This is a genomic window from Pseudomonas maumuensis, assembly GCF_019139675.1.
Taxonomy (GTDB): Bacteria; Pseudomonadota; Gammaproteobacteria; order Pseudomonadales; family Pseudomonadaceae; genus Aquipseudomonas; species Aquipseudomonas maumuensis.
Map to the genome: position 1 here is coordinate 1,482,632 of NZ_CP077077.1, position 16,940 is coordinate 1,499,571.

The following is a 16,940-nucleotide window of genomic DNA, read 5'->3' on the forward strand; positions in this document are numbered from 1 at the left end:
CCGGGCAACATTTGTCTTGTGCAACATAGCTGCCGCGCCATGATTTTGCCTTGTCGCGTCCCCTGGGCGATCATGCGGCGTTTCGATGACGACTAAGTGGAGATACCCATGGCGCGTAACTGGCCGGTGGTTGCCCTGTTGCTGTTCCTGCCCTTGTGGCTGGCTGCCAGTTATGGCGTACGTTATGGGCTGATGGAGGATGCCCAATGGGTCGGGCTGTGCAGCGTGCCGGGGGATATCTGGCAATGCCAGGCGCGTTCGCTGCTGGGCTTGGGGATTCATTTCCAGGTTATCGCCTGGGGGGCGCTGGGGATGGCGTTGGCCTGCCAACTGATACCTGGTCGTGGCGGATGGTGGCTGGCCCTGCTGGCGCTGGTGCCAGGGATTCCGGCGCTGGTGCTGTACACCGCGAGCATTGCGGTGTTCGCTCTGGTGCTGGCCGGATTGCGGTTGGTCCGCTAAACGCGGGCCGGTTCGATCAATGCAAAGTCTCAAGGCAAAAAGAAGCCCCGCACAAGGCGGGGCTCGGGGTATCGCAGGCAGCGCTATCAGTTGCCCTTGACCGTCTTGCCGTCCACCGTACCATCTTGCAGCACGATCACGTATTCCTTGCCGTCGGTCTCGACCTGGCGCAACTGCACCAGCAGGTAGTCCCAGTCTTTGGCGAACCACAGCTCGGTGATGCGTTTGCTCTGGCTAGGGTCGCGCACACGCTCGACCTTGATCGCGTCGACCTGGCCGGTCTTGGTGGTGACTTTCTCTGAACCCAGTACGCGGAAGTCGTAGGTGTCGATCTCGTCACCGTCGACCACCTGGTAGGTCATGCTCTTCTTGCCGGCGGCTACGTCATGCTGCAGGGCCAGCTGATAGGACGACTTGTCCAGCACGCCACGGTTGAGCGGCAAATTGATCGCATCACCACGGTCGCTGCCGGTGACCTTCTTGCTCGCCCAGTCGAAGGTCAGGTCGACCTTCTTCGCCTTGCCCAGGCCGCCGCGCTCGAAGTGGTATTTCTGCGGCAGCAGGGTTTCGTTGTCGAGCTTGAGCGTGCTTTGTTCGGTGAGGCTGGCGATCATCATGGAGGCCTTGAAGTTAAGGTCCCAGGTACCGTTGGCGTTCTTCACCAGGCTGCGCTCGGCAGTGCCGCTCATGGGCAGTTGCTTCCAGTCAGCCGTGTAGCTGGCCGCGAAAGGCTTCAGATCAGCTGCCTGGAGTGGCAGGGCGAGCACGGCGAGAGCCAAGAGCAGGGCGCGACGCATAAATTCTCCTAGGATCGAATCAAGTGACCGCTGGCCGCCAGCGGCTGGCCATCCAGTAATGCACCCTGTTCGCCCAGACGCAAGCGTCCTTCGGCGAACCAGCGCACCGCCAGCGGGTAGATCTGGTGTTCTTGCACATGCACGCGCTGGGCGAGCGTCTGCGCGGTGTCGTCCGTTGCAACCGGCACCACAGCCTGTACGACCAATGGCCCGCCATCGAGTTCCTCGGTGACGAAGTGCACGCTGCAGCCGTGCTCGGCATCACCGGCCTCCAGGGCGCGCTGGTGAGTGTGCAAGCCTTTGTACTTGGGCAACAGTGACGGATGGATGTTGAGCAGGCGGCCCTGATAGTGGCGCACGAAACCGCCACTGAGAATGCGCATGAAACCAGCCAGTACCACCAGGTCAGGCTCGAAGCCGTCGATCAGCGCCATCAGCGCCGCATCGAAGGCTTCGCGACCGTCGAAACCGGTGTGCGCGAGCACCGCGGTGTCGATACCGGCGGCCTTGGCACGTTCCAGGCCGTAGGCATCGGCGCGGTTCGAGATCACCGCGCGGATGCGTGCCGGGCTGTCGCTGGCGCTGTTGCTGTCGATCAGCGCTTGCAGGTTGCTGCCGGAGCCCGACAGCAGTACCACGACGTTGCAGGTCTTGCTCGGCATCAGTGTGCCTTGAGGTTCTGCAGTTCGACCTGGGCGGCGCCTTCGGTGGCTTCGGCGATCTGGCCGATGACCCACGGCTGCTCGCCGGCGGCACGCAGTACGCTCAGGGCGTTGTCGACCTGGTCCTGGGCGACGCAGATGACCATGCCCACGCCGCAGTTCAGCACGCGGTGCATCTCATGTTCGTCGACGTTGCCTTTTTCCTGCAGGAAGTCGAACACCGCCGGACGCTGCCAGCTGGCCACGTCGACCACGGCCTGGGCGCCTTTTGGCAGTACGCGCGGGATATTGTCCAGCAGGCCGCCGCCGGTGATGTGGGCCATGGCCTTGACCGCGCCGGTCTGCTTGATCAGCTGCAGCAGGGGTTTTACGTAGATGCGGGTCGGCGCCATCAGCAGGTCGGCCAGCGGCTTGCCATCGAGCTGGGTGTTGTCGATGTCGGTGCCGGAGACTTCGAGGATCTTGCGGATCAGCGAGTAGCCGTTGGAGTGCGGTCCGGAGGACGGCAGGGCGAGCAGGGCATCGCCGGTGGCCACTTTCGAGCCGTCGATGATCTCGGCCTTTTCCACCACGCCGACGCAGAAGCCGGCCAGGTCATAGTCTTCGCCTTCGTACATGCCTGGCATCTCGGCGGTTTCACCACCGACCAGCGAGCAGCCGGCCAGTTCGCAACCGGCGCCGATGCCGGTGACCACGGTGGCGGCCACATCGACGTTGAGCTTGCCGGTGGCGTAGTAGTCGAGGAAGAACAGCGGCTCGGCGCCGCACACCACCAGGTCGTTGACGCACATGGCGACCAGGTCCTGGCCGATGCTGTCGTGCTTGTTCAGGTTCAGCGCCAGGCGCAGCTTGGTGCCGACGCCGTCGGTGCCGGAGACCAGCACCGGCTGCTTGTAGCCGGCCGGGATCTCGCAGAGGGCGCCGAAGCCGCCCAGGCCACCCATGACTTCAGGGCGTGCGGTGCGCTTGGCGACGCCCTTGATGCGTTCGACCAGTGCTTCGCCGGCGTCGATGTCTACACCGGCGTCTTTGTAGCTCAGGGAGGGTTGCTTGCTCATTGATCCAGGCCTTTAGGAGGGAGGGATTCAGAAAAACGACCGGGACGGCCAAGGCCACTTTCAGAAACGGCGGCTGCCTGTACGTCACTGGTCTGCGAAGGCGCGCGATTTTATCAGGGTTGCCCCAAGGCGGCCATCCTCAGGCCGACGGGCAGGCGGGAAATCTGGGCAAAAAGTGGTGTTTCACCCTGTGCGACTGGTTGCCGCGCCGGTGCCTGTATAAGGTATAGGCATGGCGACGTGCGCAAAGGTGCGGCACGGCGGAGCATTTTCCGACGTGGCGCGGTCACAGCCGACAGGCAAGGGCGCGTCGCCCCAAGGTCATCTGGACAGGAATCCTCAATGCGTCTTCTCAATTTCCTCGCTGGCGCCTGCCTCGCAGTGGCCGGCACCCTCGCGCAGGCCGAAACCGTCTCGGGCCTGTATCAGGTTCGCGAGCCCGTCGAAGGGCAGGGCAGCGAGGCCCGCGCCCAGGCGACCGGCAAGGCGCTCGATACCCTGGTGCTGCGCCTGACCGGCGACCCCAAGGCCGCGCAGAACCCGGCACTGGCCGCGCTGCGCAAGGACCCGCAACAGATCATCAATCAGGTCGGCACCGAGGCAGGGCCGCCGGAGTCGGTGCTGGTCGAGTTCGACCCCGGCAGCACCGAGCGCGCCTTGCGTCAGGCCGGCCTGGCGTTGTGGGGCAGCAATCGGCCGTCGATCCTCGGCTGGTGGCTGAACGACAGCGTCGAGGGCAGCAGCCTGGTGGGCGATGGCCAGGTCGCCGCCGAGCCATTGCGCAAGGCGGCGCAGCACCGTGGCCTGCCACTACGCTTGCCGTTGGCCGATCTGCAGGAACAACTGGTGGCCAATGCCAAGCTGCTCGAAGGCAACGACCCAACGCCGCTGCGCGAGGCTTCCGAGCGCTATGGTGCCGATGCCCTGCTGGCTGTCCACGCCCATGAGGCCGACGGTAAGTGGCAAGGCAAGTGGCAGCTGTGGTTGGGCGACCAGCGCGAGCAGGGCAACGCCGAGGGCGCCGATCAGGTGGCCCTGGCGGATGCCGTGCTGCTGGCGGTAAGCAACCGCCTGGCGCCGCGCTACGTCACCCGTCCCGGCGCCAGCAGTGACTTGCAGGTGCAGGTCCAGGGCATGAACCTGCAGCGCTATGCCGAGCTGAGTCGGGTGCTCGAGCCTTATGGCGCGCGCCTGCAGATGGCCGATGGCGGCACTCTGACCTACGGCGTCACCGGCAATCGGGAGCAACTGCGCGCGCAGTTGAGCCTGGCCAAGCTCCAGGAACTGCCCGCCGAGCCTATGCCCGCCACGCCCGCGCCGAGCACGCAGACCCCGGCCGGCGCGATGCCGCCAGCCACCGCTGGCAAGCCGTTCGACGGCCTGCGTTTCCGCTGGTAAGGAGTGCCTGAATGACTGACATGCGTCGCTGGATCTGGCTGGGCGCGGCTTTTGTGATCGCCGTGCTGCTGTACTTTCTGCACAACATTCTCTCGCCGTTCCTGGTGGGTATCTTGCTGGCCTATCTGGCCGACCCCCTGGTCGATCGCCTGGAGCGCCTCGGGCTGTCGCGCACCTGGGGCGTGGTGGTGGTGTTCAGCCTGTTCACGCTGATCTTCCTGGCCCTGCTGCTGGTACTGGTGCCGATGCTGGCCAAGCAGTTGCTGCGCCTGTACGAGCTGGCGCCGCAGATGCTCGACTGGCTGCAGCATGTAGCGTTGCCCTGGGTGCAGAGCCGCCTGGGCCTGGCCGACGGCTTCTGGAAGTTCGACAAGATCAAGGCCGCCATCGGCGAGCACATGGGCCAGACTACCGACCTCGTCGGCGTGCTGCTGTCCCAGGCCACCGCCTCGAGCCTGGCGCTGATCGGCTGGCTGGCCAACCTGGTGCTGATCCCGGTGGTGGGCTTCTATCTGCTGCGTGACTGGGACCTGATGATGGCCAAGCTGCGCAGCCTGCTGCCGCGCCAGCGCGAACCGCAGGTGGTGGGGCTGGCCGGCGAGTGCCACGAGGTGCTGGGGGCGTTCGTGCGCGGGCAACTGTTGGTGATGCTGGCGCTGGGCGTCATCTATTCCACCGGGTTGATGCTGGTGGGGCTGGAGTTGGGCCTGCTGATCGGCATGTTGGCGGGGCTGGCGGCGATCGTGCCGTACATGGGGTTCATCATCGGGATCGGCGCGGCGCTGGTCGCCGGCCTGTTCCAGTTTGGCGGCGAGCTCTATCCGATGCTGGGTATCGTCGCGGTGTTCATGGTCGGGCAGGCGCTGGAGGGCATGGTGCTGACACCGCTGTTGGTGGGCGACCGCATCGGCCTGCATCCGGTGGCGGTGATCTTCGCGATCCTGGCAGGGGGCGAGCTGTTCGGCTTTACCGGCGTATTGCTGGCGTTGCCGGTGGCCGCGGTGATCATGGTGTTGTTGCGACATGTGCATGACTTGTACAAGGAGTCGGACATGTACGCGGGAGCGATCGATCCGGATCTCTGAGCGATCGCCAGGCAAGCCCGCTCCCACGATTCCACGCCTTGCTTGGAACGGGCTTGCCCCCGGATGCTTGAGAAATGGCGCAACTGCTTGATTTTACTTGTGCTATTTCCCTCGCCGATTGTGCCGTCCGCGTTGCGGGTATAGACTTTGCACACTGTTCATCAAAGGCCCCCTGTGGTCCCCCGCGACCGCCCGCGAGCATGAAACCGATCCAGTTGCCCCTGGGTGTGCGTCTGCGCGACGACGCCACCTTCATCAACTACTACCCCGGCGCCAATGCCGCGGCACTGGGCTATGTCGAGCGGCTCTGCGAAGCCGACGCCGGCTGGACCGAAAGCCTCATCTACCTGTGGGGCAAGCAGGGCGTGGGCCGTACCCATCTGTTGCAGGCCGCCACGCACCGCTTCCAGCAACTGGGCGAGCCCGCCGTGTACCTGCCCCTGGCGCAATTGCTCGATCGCGGCGTCGAGCTGCTCGATCATCTCGAGCAGTACGAACTGGTATGCATCGATGACCTGCATGTGATCGCTGGCAAGGCCGATTGGGAAGAGGCCATGTTCCACTTGTTCAACCGTCTGCGCGACAGCGGCCGGCGCCTGTTGCTGGCGGCGTCCAGCTCGCCGCGAGAGCTGCCGATCAAGCTGGCCGACCTCAAGTCGCGCCTGACCCTGGCGTTGATCTTCCAGATGCGCGGGATGTCCGACGAGGACAAACTGCGCGCCCTGCAACTGCGGGCCTCGCGTCGCGGCCTGCACCTGACCGACGAAGTCGGCCACTTCATCCTCACCCGTGGCACGCGCAGCATGAGCGCGCTGTTCGACCTGCTCGAGCGCCTCGACCAGGCGTCGTTGCAAGCCCAGCGCAAGTTGACCATTCCGTTCCTCAAGGAAACCCTCGGCTGGTAGCGCCGAAAACACGGCGCCAGAGCGTCGAATCGGAAAAGTCACATGTTTTTCGATAAAATTTGCAAATGGGTCCGATAGAAGGCATAGTTTCCCCCTTCTAAAGGACTACAGACACGGTCGTGCCCATGCTGAAGCGCTTCGCACCCCTCGTGCCACTTGCACTTGTCACCCTTCTTTACGGCTGTGCCTCCACCGGCCCGGTCAGCACCTCGCAGGATCAACGCATGGCCGCCGAGCAATCGGTCAAGGCCAAGGCTTCCACTTCTTCCGTATTCACCGAGGAAGAGCTGGCTAGCGAAGATGACCTCGAGGCCTTCTCCAGCAACAGCAAACCGTACCAGTTGCCCGTGCTGGCCGACAGCATTCTCGAGCGCGGCATGGCACTGATCGGTACCCGCTACCGCTTTGGTGGCACTTCCGAGAAATCCGGTTTCGACTGCAGCGGTTTCATCGGCTATCTGTTCCGCGAAGAAGCTGGCATGAACCTGCCGCGTTCGACCCGCGAGATGATCAACGTCGACGCCCCCAAGGTCGCACGCAACAAACTTAAGCCGGGCGACCTGCTGTTCTTCAGCACCAATGGTCGTGGCCGGGTCAGCCATGCTGGCATCTACCTGGGTGACAACCAGTTCATCCACTCCAGCAGCCGCCGCAGCGGTGGTGTGCGCATCGACAGTCTGGGCGACCGCTACTGGAGCAAGACCTTCATCGAGGCCAAACGTGCGCTCGCCATGGCGCCGACCACGATCTCGCGCAATTGAATTGATATCAAAATGCTGTACCCTGCCACGGCGGCGTAGCTGAAAAGCTCGCCGCCGTGCGCATTTACAGAAAGCGTCTAATCTAAATTCTCAACTCTTTTTACCTTCGGCCATGGCCGGGGCTTCCCGACAGGACGTTTACATCATGGCGATGTTGGCGCGCTTCGCATTCCTCTCCCTCGTGGCCCTGCTTGCGGCGTGTTCCAGCCGGGCGCCTGCTCCGGCGCCGATGGCCAAAGCCCCGGTGGCGTTCAATCCTGCGCCGTCTTCTCCCGCAGCGGAGGATGTGCTGTTCCGCGCCATCGGCCTGGTGGGTACGCCCTATCGCTGGGGTGGCAACACGCCGGACGCCGGTTTTGATTGCAGTGGCCTGATTGGCTACGTGTACCGTGACGCCGCCGGTATCAGTCTGCCACGCACCACCCGCGACATGATCGTGATGCGTGCGCCGAACGTGGATATCAATGCGCTGCAGTCCGGCGACCTGGTGTTCTTCGCCACCAGTGGCGGCTCGCAGGTCAGCCATGCCGGGATCTACGTGGGTGAGGGGCGCTTCGTGCATGCGCCGTCCGCTGGCGGTACCGTACGCCTCGACTACCTGTCCAACAGCTATTGGGCCAAGGCTTATCTGCAGGCCAAGCGGGTGATCCCGCCGGGGCACCTGGCCCAAAATCCTTGACGGCGAGTGCCGTGCTCCCTGGCCTGCCTTTGGGTCAGGGTTCAGCCTTGCTTGAGCAGTAACGCCACCCCGGGGAAGTATTGTCCCAGTTCGTTGTGCAGCTTGCGGTAGGCATAAGGGAAGTACCAAGCAATCGCGCAGGCGGTGTGCTTCTGCAGGTCATCGACCAGGTCCTGCAACTCCTCTGGGCTGGCGTGCTGGCCAGCCTTCCACGGAGTGACGAACAGCGCCCCGGCCTTGAGTTGGCTGGCGTAGACGATTGCCCTGGCCTGATTGGCGGTTTCCTGCAGTGCCGGTGCCAGGTCCAGGCGAGCGATCCGCGGCCAGCGCTGGCTGCTGTGCAGGTGGATCGACTCCTCTGCGCTGCTGATGACCAGGTCGCCACGGGCCTCGCGCTCGCCTTCGTCACGTTGCTTCTTGCTTGTGTATTGCTCTAGTGCCGCCAACTCGGCCTGCCAGGCGGCCGCCGCGAGCAGCCCGGTGTTGGCGGCTGCGCCGTGCCAGTAAGGCGCTTCGTTGTCGCCCTGAAACTGGTTCAAGCGGTCGATGCAGTCGATCCAGCGTTCCAGGGCCGGACGCAGGAACTCCAGGCGCGGGTTGTTGATGATCAGGCCTTGCATACTGCGCTCTCCTTGCGATTGTGATCGAGGTCAGTTGAAATGGTGGCTATTTGATATCACTGCTTTGAGTGTGGCACAAGCTGGCGGATCGGCCATTGATCCGGGCCAGATCGGCCCTCGTTCGATTGACGCTCCCGGTGCAACCCTCTAACCTTCGCGGCGTGTTTCAGGTGCCCGGCGAACCGCGGTTCGGCAGGGTGAAACTGGGAAGCCGGTGGGCGCCAGCAGGCGCGAACCCGGCGCTGCCCCCGCAACGGTAGGTGAGTAGAAGACGGCGCATGGCCACTGGGTGCATCCACCTGGGAAGGCGCGCGGTCCGGGCATGTCCCGCTCACGAGCCCGGAGACCGGCCTGTCACTGCCAACGGCATCACGGAGGGTGATGCGCGGTGCGATGTGGCCTGCGCCACGGCCCCTGCGCGTTCTCCGTCTGCCCGCCTTTTCCCTGTCGCCCGCCGCGACAGTCAGCGGAGACCCCTGATGAGCGAATCCACCGAACGCGACGAACGTCACCTGGCGCGCATGCTGCGCAAGAAGGCGATCATCGACGAGCGCATCGCCAATTCCCCCAACGAGTGCGGCCTGCTGCTGGTACTGACCGGCAATGGCAAGGGTAAGAGCAGTTCGGCCTTCGGCATGCTCGCCCGGGCCCTGGGCCATGGCATGCAATGCGGCGTGGTGCAGTTCATCAAGGGCCGCAACAGCACCGGCGAAGAGTTGTTCTTCCGCCGCTTCCCCGAGCAGGTGCGCTATCACGTGATGGGCGAGGGCTTCACCTGGGAGACCCAGGACCGCCAACGCGACATCGCCGCTGCCGAAGCGGCCTGGGCGGTATCGCGCCAGTTGCTGCAGGATCCGTCGATTCAGTTCGTCGTGCTCGACGAACTGAACATCGCCCTCAAGCATGGCTACCTTGATCTCGACCAGGTGCTCTCGGACATCCAGGCCCGCCCGCCGATGCAACACGTGGTAGTCACTGGTCGCGCGGCCAAGCCGGAAATGATCGAACTGGCCGACACCGTCACCGAGATGGGCATGCTCAAGCATGCCTTCCAGGCCGGTATCCGCGCACAGAAGGGCGTCGAGCTGTGAGTGACTCGCGCCAATGCCCCGCCGTGCTGATCGCGGCCCCGGCCTCGGGCCAGGGCAAGACCACGGTCACCGCCGCCCTGGCCCGCCTGCATCACAACCTTGGGCGCAAGGTGCGGGTGTTCAAGTGTGGGCCTGACTTTCTCGACCCGATGATCCTCGAGCGTGCCAGTGGCGCGCCGGTCTACCAGTTGGACCTGTGGATGATCGGTGCCGAGGAGAGTCGTCGCCTGCTGTGGGACGCGGCGGGCGAGGCCGACCTGATCCTGATCGAAGGCGTGATGGGGTTGTTCGATGGCACGCCGTCGAGCGCCGACCTGGCCCGCCATTTCGGCGTGCCGGTGCTGGCGGTGATCGATGGCACGGCCATGGCCCAGACCTTCGGCGCCCTGGCCCTGGGCCTGGCGCGTTACCAGCCCGACCTGCCGTTCGCCGGGGTGCTGGCCAACCGTGTTGGCAGCTTGCGTCATGCGCAACTGCTCGAAGGCAGCCTCACCGAAGGCCTGCGCTGGTACGGCGGGTTGTCCCGCGAGCGTGGCATCGAGCTGCCCAGTCGCCACCTCGGCCTGGTCCAGGCCAGTGAACTGAACGACCTGGATGCGCGTTTGGATGCCGCCGCCGAAGCGCTGGGTGCCAGCTGCGATGCCGCATTGCCGCCACCGGTCGGTTTTGCCCGACCTGAGCCACTGGGCGTGACCACGCCGCTTGCCGGGGTGCGCATCGGGGTGGCCAATGACGAAGCCTTCGCCTTCACCTATGGCGCCAACCTGGATCTGCTGCGCAACCTCGGCGCGCAGCTCGAATTCTTCTCGCCGTTGCATGATCGGGAGTTGCCTGATGTAGACAGCCTGTACCTGCCAGGCGGCTACCCCGAGTTGCACCATCAGGCCCTGGCCGCCAACGCGCCGATGCTGGAGGCGATCCGTGGCCACCACGCCAAGGGCAAGCCGCTGCTGGCCGAATGTGGCGGCATGCTCTACCTGCTCGACGCGCTGACCGATGTGGCCGGTGTGCGTGCGCCGCTGGCAGGCCTGCTGCCGGGCGAGGCGACCATGCAAAAGCGCCTGGCGGCCCTGGCCCTGCAGGCTGTCGAGTTGCCCGAAGGCACTCTGCGCGGCCACACCTATCACCATTCGCTGACCAGCACCGAGCTGGAACCGATTGCCCGGGGCCTGAGCCCCAACGGCGGACGCGGCAACGAGGCGGTCTACCGCCTGGGGCGGCTGACCGCTTCCTACATACACTTCTATTTTCCGTCCAATCCCGATGCGGCGGCGGCGCTGTTGCGACCATGAGCGAACACGCGTACAGCGCCGTTGAGCGCGCGGCGATCTACCGGGCCATCGGTGAGCGCCGCGACATGCGCCATTTCGCCGGCGGCGAGGTGGCCCCCGAGTTGCTCGGGCGTCTGCTGGCCGCCGCTCACCAGGCCCCCAGCGTGGGCCTGATGCAGCCCTGGCGCTTCATTCGTATCAGCCAGCGTGATTTGCGCGAACGTATCCAGGCTTTGGTGGAGGAGGAGCGGGTGCGCACCGCCGAAGCCCTGGGCGAGCGCTCCGATGAATTCATGAAGCTCAAGGTCGAAGGCATCAACGACTGCGCCGAGGTGCTGGTGGCTGCGCTGATGGACAAGCGCGAGGCGTATGTCTTCGGCCGCCGCACCCTGCCGGAGATGGACCTGGCTTCGCTGGCCTGCGCCATCCAGAACCTATGGCTGGCGGCGCGGGCCGAAGGGCTGGGCATGGGTTGGGTGTCGCTGTTCGAGCCCCGGGCCCTGGCCGAGCTGCTGGGCATGCCCGCAGGTGCCAAGCCCATGGCGGTGCTGTGTCTGGGGCCGGTGACCGAGTTCTACCCGGCGCCGATGCTGGTGCTCGAAGACTGGGCCGAGCAACGGCCGTTGAGTGACATGCTGTACGAGAACCAGTGGGGGGAATGTCCATGAGCGTGGCCTTGCTGACCGTGGCCGGCGTGGCCATAGATGCGCTGTTGGGCGAACCGCGGCGACGCCATCCCCTGGTTGGTTTCGGCAACCTTGCCGCGCGCCTGGAGCAGCGTTTCAACGCCGGTGGCCGGGGCTGGCGCAGCCACGGTGTCACGGCCTGGTTCCTGGCGGTGGTGCCGCTGACCTTGCTGGCGCTGATTCTTTCCTGGCTGCCTGTTATCGGCTGGCTGGTGGACGTGCTGGCGCTGTACTGCGCCCTGGGCCTGCGCAGCCTGGGCGAGCATGTGCTGCCGGTGGCCCAGGCGCTGCGCCAGGGCGACCTGGCGGAGGCGCGGCGGCGCGTCGGTTACCTGGTCAGCCGCGAGACCCGCGAACTGGACGAACCCGCCGTGGCCCGGGCGGCCACCGAGTCGGTGCTGGAGAACGGCAGCGATGCGGTATTCGCCGCGCTGTTCTGGTTCGTCGTGGCCGGGGCGCCGGGGGTGGTGCTGTACCGCTTGAGCAATACCCTGGATGCCATGTGGGGCTATCGCAATGAACGTTTCGAGCGCTTCGGCTGGTGCGCGGCACGTATCGACGATGGGCTGAACTATATTCCCGCCAGGCTGGTGGCGCTGACCTATGCGCTGCTGGGCAAAACCCGCTTGGCCCTGGCCTGCTGGCGCAAGCAGGCGCCGCTGTGGGACAGCCCCAACGCCGGCCCGGTGATGGCGGCGGGGGCCGGTGCCCTGGGCGTGGAGCTGGGTGGCCCGGCGGTGTATCACGGCGAGCTGCACGAACGCCCGCGCCTGGGCGAGGGGCCGATGGCCGACGCTGATGCCATCGAGCGTGGCTGGAGCCTGGTGCAGCGTGGCGTGTGGCTGTGGGTGCTATTGATCTGCGTGGGAGCCTACCTGAATGCTTGAGCACGGTGGCCGCCTGCTGCGGGCGGTGAAACAGTACGCGATCCCTCGGCAACAGTGGCTCGATCTGTCCAGTGGTATCGCACCCTGGCCCTACCCGATACCGCCGATTCCCGTGGACGCCTGGGCTCGACTGCCCGAGACCGAGGACGGCCTGGAGGCGGCTGCACGGCGCTACTATGGCGCGCAGCCGCTGTTGGCGGTGGCGGGCTCGCAGGCGGCGATCCAGGCCTTGCCGTATCTGCGCCCGGTCGGGCGGGTCGGGGTACTGACGCCATGCTATGCCGAACATCCGCATGCCTGGGCGCGGGCGGGGCATGCGCTGGTCGAGCTGGATGAGGCCCAGGTCGAGGACGTACTCGACAGCCTGGATGTCCTGGTGCTGGTCAATCCCAACAACCCCACCGGTCGCTGTGTGCCCCGCGAGCGCCTGCTGGCCTGGCATGCGCGCCTAGCTGCGCGGGGTGGCTGGCTGCTGGTGGACGAAGCCTTCATGGACAACACGCCGGCACACAGCGTGGTCGATCAGGCCGGACAACCCGGGCTGATCGTGCTGCGCTCGTTCGGCAAGTTCTTCGGCTTGGCCGGCGTGCGGCTGGGCTTCGTCGTCGCCGAGGCGGATGTGTTGCGGCAACTGGCCGAGGCGCTCGGGCCCTGGACCGTCAGTGGCCCGACCCGCGTGTTGGGGCAAGCGTGCTTCGCCGACGAGGCGATGCACCTGGCGCAGATTACCCGTTGCTCCATGGCCAGCCAGCGGCTGGCCATGACGCTCGAAGGCGCAGGCCTGCCACCCAGCGGTGGCTGCGACCTGTTCCAATACGTGCGTGACGAACGTGCCGCGCACCTGCATGACTATCTCGCTCGCCGCGGCATCCTGGTGCGGCTTTTCGAGCACCCGCCAGCGCTGCGTTTCGGCCTGCCCGCCACGGCGGCTGACGAACAACGCCTGGCCCAGGCTTTGGCGGACTACCACAAGGAATCGGCATGACCACCCTCATGGTGCAAGGCACCACCTCCGATGCCGGCAAGAGCACGCTGGTCACCGCCCTGTGCCGCTGGCTGCTGCGTCAGGGCATCGCCGTGGTGCCGTTCAAGCCCCAGAACATGGCGCTCAACAGCGCCGTGACCGCCGACGGCGGCGAGATCGGTCGCGCCCAGGCGGTGCAGGCCCAGGCCTGCCGGCTGGCGCCGCACACCGATATGAACCCGGTGCTGCTCAAGCCCAACAGCGACACCGGCGCCCAGGTAATCGTCCATGGCCGGGCGGTGACCAGCATGAACGCCGTGGCCTATCACGACTACAAGACCATCGCCATGCAGGCGGTGTTGGCCTCCCATGAACGCTTGAGCGAAGCCTATCCGGTGGTGATGGTCGAAGGTGCTGGCTCCCCGGCGGAGATCAACCTGCGGGCCGGCGATATTGCCAACATGGGCTTCGCCGAAGCCGTCGACTGCCCGGTGATTCTGGTGGCCGATATCAACCGGGGCGGCGTGTTCGCTCATCTGGTCGGCACCCTGGAGCTGCTGTCGGCGAGCGAGCAGGCGCGGGTCAAGGGCTTCGTCATCAACCGTTTCCGTGGCGACATCGCCTTGTTGCAACCTGGCCTGGACTGGCTGGAGCAGCGCACCGGCAAGCCGGTGCTGGGCGTGCTGCCCTACGTCACCGACCTGCACCTGGAGGCCGAGGATGGTATCGATACGCGCCAGGGCGAAAAGAGCGAGCGCCTGCTGAAGGTGATCGTCCCGGTGTTGCCGCGCATCAGCAACCACACCGACTTCGACCCGCTGCGCCTGCACCCGCAGGTGGACCTGCAGTTCATCGGCCCGGGCCAGGCGATCCCGTCTGCCGACCTGATCATCCTGCCCGGCTCCAAGAGCGTGCGCGGCGACCTGGCGCAACTGCGCGAGCGCGGCTGGGACACCGCCATCGCCCGGCACCTGCGCTACGGCGGCAAGCTTATCGGTATCTGCGGCGGCCTGCAGATGCTCGGGGAGCAGGTGCATGATCCTCTGGGTCTGGAGGGGCCGGCTGGCTCCAGTGATGGCCTGGGTCTACTGGCCTACAGCACCGTGTTGGAAGCCGAGAAGCAGCTGCGTAACGTGGCGGGCACCCTCGGCCTCGAGCAGGCCCCGGTATCGGGGTACGAGATTCATGCTGGCGTCACCAGCGGCCCGGCGCTGGAGTGCCCCGCGGTGCAACTGGCCGATGGCCGTGCCGACGGCGCCATCAGTGTCGACGGGCAGATCCTCGCCACCTACCTGCATGGCCTGTTCGAAGGCAGCCAGTCGTGCGCTGCGTTGCTGCGCTGGGCCGGGCTGGCCGATGCGCAGACCATCGACTACGAGGCCCTGCGCGAGCGCGATATCGAGCGCTTGGCCGATCTGGTCGAGCAGCACCTGGACACCGCGCGCCTGCGCGAACTGTGTGGAGTTGCCTGAAATGCACAGCCTGATCCTCGGCGGCGCCCGTTCGGGCAAGAGCCGCCTGGCCGAGCAACTGGCCGAAGCCAGCGGCCTGCCGGTGACCTACATCGCCACCAGCCAGCCGCTGGACGGCGAGATGAATGACCGCGTGCGCTTGCACCGTGAACGGCGTCCGGCCCATTGGGGGCTGGTGGAAGAACCCGTGGCGCTGGCCACCGTGCTGCACGCCGAAGCCGGCGAAGGGCGCTGCTTGCTGGTGGACTGCCTGACGCTGTGGCTGACCAACCTGCTGATGCTCGAAGACGAACAGCGCCTGGCGCTGGAGCGTGATGCGCTGCTCGATGGCTTGGCGCAGTTGCCGGGCACGATCATCCTGGTCAGCAACGAAACCGGTCTGGGCGTGGTGCCCATGGGCGAACTGACCCGCCGCTACGTCGACTTGGCTGGCACTTTGCACCAGGCCGTGGCCGAACGCTGCCAGCGTGTGGTGCTGACCGTCGCCGGCCTCCCTCTCATGCTCAAAGGACCTGCCCTATGACCCAGATGTGGTGGCGTGACGCCTGCCAACCCCTCGACACCGCCGCCATGGACCAGGCCCGCGCGCGTCAGCAGCAGCTGACCAAACCAACCGGCTCCCTTGGCCAGCTCGAAGGCCTGGCGATACGCCTGGCCGGTTTGCAAGGGCGCGAGCGCCCTAGCCTGGAGCGCGTCGCCATCACGATTTTCGCCGGTGACCATGGTGTCGTGGAGGAGGGCATTTCCGCCTATCCGCAGGCAGTGACCGGGCAGATGTTGTGTAACTTCGTCGGCGGCGGTGCGGCGATCAGCGTGCTGGCGCGCCAGCTGGACGCAGACCTTGAGGTGGTTGACCTCGGTACCATCGACCCGACGCTGCAACTCCCTGGTGTCCACCACCTCAATCTCGGGTCCGGCACGGCCAACTTCGCCCGCCAGCCGGCGATGACCGACGCGCAGCTGGCGGCGGCGTTGCAGGCCGGGCGCGACAGTGCCTTGCGCGCTCTCGACAACGGCGCCCAGCTATTCATCGGCGGCGAAATGGGCATCGGCAACACCACGGCCGCAGCCGCGCTGGCCAGCACCTTACTGGGTTGCCCGGCACGTGAGCTGAGCGGCCCGGGCACTGGCCTGGACAGCGCCGGTGTGCGCCACAAGGCCGAGGTGATCGAGCGTGCCCTGGTGCTGCACGGCCTGCGCGCCGACCAACCGCTGCAGGCACTGGCCTGTGTCGGTGGCTTCGAGATCGCCGCGCTGGCAGGCGCCTACCTGGCCTGCGCCCAGCACGGCGTGGCGGTGTTGGTCGACGGCTTCATCTGCAGTGTTGCCGCCCTGGTGGCGGTGCGTCTCAACCCGCAATGCCGCCCCTGGTTGCTATTTGCCCATCAGGGCGCCGAGCCGGGACACAAGGCCCTGTTGGCGGCGCTGGAGGCCGAGCCGCTGCTGGCCCTGGGCCTGCGCCTGGGCGAAGGTAGCGGCGCGGCATTGGCGGTGCCATTGATCCGCCTGGCTTGCGCATTGCACGGGCAGATGGCGACCTTCGCCGAGGCAGCGGTGGCGGATCGCCCGGCATGATCCTGGAACTGCTGCGCCATGGCGAGACGGAGCTGGGTGGCGGGCTGCGCGGCAGCCTGGACGATGCGCTGACTGATACCGGCTGGGCGCAGATGCGTCAGGCCACCGCCGCTGCCGGCCCCTGGGATGTGCTGGTCAGCTCGCCGTTGCAGCGTTGCGCGTCGTTTGCCGAAGAGTTGGGGGCACGGATCAACTTGCCGGTGCAGCGCGAGGCCGATGTGCGCGAACTGCATTTTGGTGACTGGGAAGGGCAGAGCGCCGCCCAGGTCATGCAGGCCGACGCCGATGCCCTGGGGCTGTTCTGGCGTGATCCTTATGCGTTCACCCCGCCTGCGGGCGAGCCGGTGCTGGCCTTTGCCGAACGGGTGCTGGCCGCGGTCGAGCGCCTGCACCGCGAGCATGCCGGCAAGCGGGTGCTGGTGGTGACCCATGGCGGGGTAATGCGCTTGCTCCTGGCGCGTGCGCGCGGGCTGCCACGTGAGCAATTGTTGCAGGTCGAGGTCGGCCATGGCGCGCTGGTGCGCCTGGCCGTGGCTGAAGACGGTCAGTTGCGCGAGGTACGCTGAG

General features: G+C 66.1%; 19 protein-coding genes and 1 riboswitch. Of the genes, 15 read left to right on the forward strand and 4 right to left on the reverse strand.

What is annotated here, in order from left to right; genetic code table 11:
• Positions 1-108: 108 nt before the first annotated feature.
• Positions 109-462: a hypothetical protein gene (locus KSS90_RS06900; RefSeq protein ID WP_217868731.1), complete on the forward strand. Its 354-nt coding sequence runs from the start codon at positions 109-111 to the stop codon at positions 460-462.
• An 86-nt stretch (positions 463-548) separates the two neighbouring features.
• Here KSS90_RS06900 and KSS90_RS06905 read toward each other — a convergent pair whose 3' ends face one another.
• From KSS90_RS06905 to purM, 3 genes are read right to left on the reverse strand one after another with little or no spacing between them, the layout of a single operon-like run.
• Positions 549-1,259, reverse strand: coding sequence for a DUF3108 domain-containing protein (locus tag KSS90_RS06905; RefSeq protein ID WP_217868732.1), 711 nt, complete (start codon positions 1,257-1,259; stop codon positions 549-551).
• A gap of 8 nt (positions 1,260-1,267) precedes the next feature.
• A complete protein-coding gene (gene purN / locus KSS90_RS06910; RefSeq protein WP_217868733.1) occupies positions 1,268-1,921 on the reverse strand; it encodes a phosphoribosylglycinamide formyltransferase in 654 nt (217 codons plus the stop codon).
• Positions 1,921-2,979: a phosphoribosylformylglycinamidine cyclo-ligase gene (gene purM / locus KSS90_RS06915; RefSeq protein ID WP_217868734.1), complete on the reverse strand. Its 1,059-nt coding sequence runs from the start codon at positions 2,977-2,979 to the stop codon at positions 1,921-1,923. Before purM ends, purN begins: the two co-directional genes overlap by 1 nt.
• Positions 2,980-3,321: 342 nt before the next feature.
• Here purM and KSS90_RS06920 point away from each other — a divergent pair, with 342 nt between their 5' ends.
• The 5 genes from KSS90_RS06920 (at position 3,322) to KSS90_RS06940 (ending at position 7,807) form a co-directional block, all read left to right on the forward strand.
• Positions 3,322-4,377, forward strand: coding sequence for a DUF2066 domain-containing protein (locus KSS90_RS06920; protein WP_217868735.1), 1,056 nt, complete (start codon positions 3,322-3,324; stop codon positions 4,375-4,377).
• A gap of 11 nt (positions 4,378-4,388) precedes the next feature.
• Positions 4,389-5,462, forward strand: a complete 1,074-nt coding sequence (locus KSS90_RS06925) for an AI-2E family transporter (protein ID WP_217868737.1) — start codon at positions 4,389-4,391, stop codon at positions 5,460-5,462.
• 200 nt (positions 5,463-5,662) lie between these two features.
• Positions 5,663-6,367 (forward strand): DnaA regulatory inactivator Hda, encoded by a 705-nt coding sequence (gene hda / locus KSS90_RS06930; protein ID WP_133331767.1) that lies wholly within the window; start codon positions 5,663-5,665, stop codon positions 6,365-6,367.
• Between the two features lie 125 nt (positions 6,368-6,492).
• Complete coding sequence (locus KSS90_RS06935) at positions 6,493-7,128, forward strand: C40 family peptidase (protein ID WP_217868738.1); 636 nt, start codon at positions 6,493-6,495, stop codon at positions 7,126-7,128.
• A gap of 145 nt (positions 7,129-7,273) precedes the next feature.
• Positions 7,274-7,807 (forward strand): C40 family peptidase, encoded by a 534-nt coding sequence (locus tag KSS90_RS06940; RefSeq protein ID WP_217868739.1) that lies wholly within the window; start codon positions 7,274-7,276, stop codon positions 7,805-7,807.
• Between the two features lie 41 nt (positions 7,808-7,848).
• Here KSS90_RS06940 and KSS90_RS06945 read toward each other — a convergent pair whose 3' ends face one another.
• On the reverse strand, positions 7,849-8,427 hold the full coding sequence (locus tag KSS90_RS06945) for a hypothetical protein (RefSeq protein ID WP_217868741.1): 579 nt from the start codon (positions 8,425-8,427) through the stop codon (positions 7,849-7,851).
• Positions 8,428-8,578: 151 nt separating this feature from the next.
• Positions 8,579-8,796, forward strand: a riboswitch (cobalamin riboswitch).
• A 110-nt stretch (positions 8,797-8,906) separates the two neighbouring features.
• Here KSS90_RS06945 and cobO point away from each other — a divergent pair.
• From cobO to cobC, 9 genes are read left to right on the forward strand one after another with little or no spacing between them, the layout of a single operon-like run.
• Entirely contained in the window at positions 8,907-9,518 is a 612-nt protein-coding gene (gene cobO, locus KSS90_RS06950) for a cob(I)yrinic acid a,c-diamide adenosyltransferase (RefSeq protein WP_217868743.1), read from the forward strand.
• On the forward strand, positions 9,515-10,810 hold the full coding sequence (locus KSS90_RS06955; protein ID WP_217868744.1) for a cobyrinic acid a,c-diamide synthase CobB: 1,296 nt from the start codon (positions 9,515-9,517) through the stop codon (positions 10,808-10,810). Before cobO ends, KSS90_RS06955 begins: the two co-directional genes overlap by 4 nt.
• Positions 10,807-11,457, forward strand: a complete 651-nt coding sequence (gene bluB, locus KSS90_RS06960; RefSeq protein ID WP_217868746.1) for a 5,6-dimethylbenzimidazole synthase — start codon at positions 10,807-10,809, stop codon at positions 11,455-11,457. The genes KSS90_RS06955 and bluB overlap by 4 nt, the downstream gene beginning before the upstream one ends.
• Positions 11,454-12,362 (forward strand): adenosylcobinamide-phosphate synthase CbiB, encoded by a 909-nt coding sequence (cbiB, locus tag KSS90_RS06965; protein WP_217868747.1) that lies wholly within the window; start codon positions 11,454-11,456, stop codon positions 12,360-12,362. Before bluB ends, cbiB begins: the two co-directional genes overlap by 4 nt.
• Positions 12,355-13,347 carry a threonine-phosphate decarboxylase CobD gene (gene cobD, locus KSS90_RS06970; RefSeq protein ID WP_217868748.1) on the forward strand — a complete coding sequence of 331 codons (993 nt, stop codon included), beginning with the start codon at positions 12,355-12,357 and terminating at the stop codon, positions 13,345-13,347. The genes cbiB and cobD overlap by 8 nt, the downstream gene beginning before the upstream one ends.
• The gene (locus tag KSS90_RS06975) at positions 13,344-14,798 is read left to right on the forward strand and encodes a cobyric acid synthase (RefSeq protein ID WP_217868749.1); all 1,455 of its coding nucleotides are present in this window, start codon (positions 13,344-13,346) and stop codon (positions 14,796-14,798) included. The genes cobD and KSS90_RS06975 overlap by 4 nt, the downstream gene beginning before the upstream one ends.
• A 1-nt stretch (position 14,799) precedes the next feature.
• Positions 14,800-15,321 (forward strand): bifunctional adenosylcobinamide kinase/adenosylcobinamide-phosphate guanylyltransferase, encoded by a 522-nt coding sequence (gene cobU, locus KSS90_RS06980; protein WP_217868751.1) that lies wholly within the window; start codon positions 14,800-14,802, stop codon positions 15,319-15,321.
• A complete protein-coding gene (cobT, locus tag KSS90_RS06985) occupies positions 15,318-16,373 on the forward strand; it encodes a nicotinate-nucleotide--dimethylbenzimidazole phosphoribosyltransferase (protein ID WP_217868753.1) in 1,056 nt (351 codons plus the stop codon). The genes cobU and cobT overlap by 4 nt, the downstream gene beginning before the upstream one ends.
• A complete protein-coding gene (gene cobC / locus KSS90_RS06990; protein WP_217868754.1) occupies positions 16,370-16,939 on the forward strand; it encodes an alpha-ribazole phosphatase family protein in 570 nt (189 codons plus the stop codon). The genes cobT and cobC overlap by 4 nt, the downstream gene beginning before the upstream one ends.
• Position 16,940 lies beyond the last annotated feature (1 nt).

Bases quoted from the DNA above. Each gene is read 5' to 3' on its own strand.
- KSS90_RS06900 (WP_217868731.1), top strand. From the start codon at position 109: ATGGCGCGTAACTGGCCGGTGGTTGCCCTGTTGCTGTTCCTGCCCTTG.
- KSS90_RS06905 (WP_217868732.1), bottom strand. From the start codon at position 1,259: ATGCGTCGCGCCCTGCTCTTGGCTCTCGCCGTGCTCGCCCTGCCACTC.
- purN (WP_217868733.1), bottom strand. From the start codon at position 1,921: ATGCCGAGCAAGACCTGCAACGTCGTGGTACTGCTGTCGGGCTCCGGC.
- purM (WP_217868734.1), bottom strand. From the start codon at position 2,979: ATGAGCAAGCAACCCTCCCTGAGCTACAAAGACGCCGGTGTAGACATC.
- KSS90_RS06920 (WP_217868735.1), top strand. From the start codon at position 3,322: ATGCGTCTTCTCAATTTCCTCGCTGGCGCCTGCCTCGCAGTGGCCGGC.
- KSS90_RS06925 (WP_217868737.1), top strand. From the start codon at position 4,389: ATGACTGACATGCGTCGCTGGATCTGGCTGGGCGCGGCTTTTGTGATC.
- hda (WP_133331767.1), top strand. From the start codon at position 5,663: ATGAAACCGATCCAGTTGCCCCTGGGTGTGCGTCTGCGCGACGACGCC.
- KSS90_RS06935 (WP_217868738.1), top strand. From the start codon at position 6,493: ATGCTGAAGCGCTTCGCACCCCTCGTGCCACTTGCACTTGTCACCCTT.
- KSS90_RS06940 (WP_217868739.1), top strand. From the start codon at position 7,274: ATGGCGATGTTGGCGCGCTTCGCATTCCTCTCCCTCGTGGCCCTGCTT.
- KSS90_RS06945 (WP_217868741.1), bottom strand. From the start codon at position 8,427: ATGCAAGGCCTGATCATCAACAACCCGCGCCTGGAGTTCCTGCGTCCG.
- cobO (WP_217868743.1), top strand. From the start codon at position 8,907: ATGAGCGAATCCACCGAACGCGACGAACGTCACCTGGCGCGCATGCTG.
- bluB (WP_217868746.1), top strand. From the start codon at position 10,807: ATGAGCGAACACGCGTACAGCGCCGTTGAGCGCGCGGCGATCTACCGG.
- cbiB (WP_217868747.1), top strand. From the start codon at position 11,454: ATGAGCGTGGCCTTGCTGACCGTGGCCGGCGTGGCCATAGATGCGCTG.
- cobD (WP_217868748.1), top strand. From the start codon at position 12,355: ATGCTTGAGCACGGTGGCCGCCTGCTGCGGGCGGTGAAACAGTACGCG.
- KSS90_RS06975 (WP_217868749.1), top strand. From the start codon at position 13,344: ATGACCACCCTCATGGTGCAAGGCACCACCTCCGATGCCGGCAAGAGC.
- cobU (WP_217868751.1), top strand. From the start codon at position 14,800: ATGCACAGCCTGATCCTCGGCGGCGCCCGTTCGGGCAAGAGCCGCCTG.
- cobT (WP_217868753.1), top strand. From the start codon at position 15,318: ATGACCCAGATGTGGTGGCGTGACGCCTGCCAACCCCTCGACACCGCC.
- cobC (WP_217868754.1), top strand. From the start codon at position 16,370: ATGATCCTGGAACTGCTGCGCCATGGCGAGACGGAGCTGGGTGGCGGG.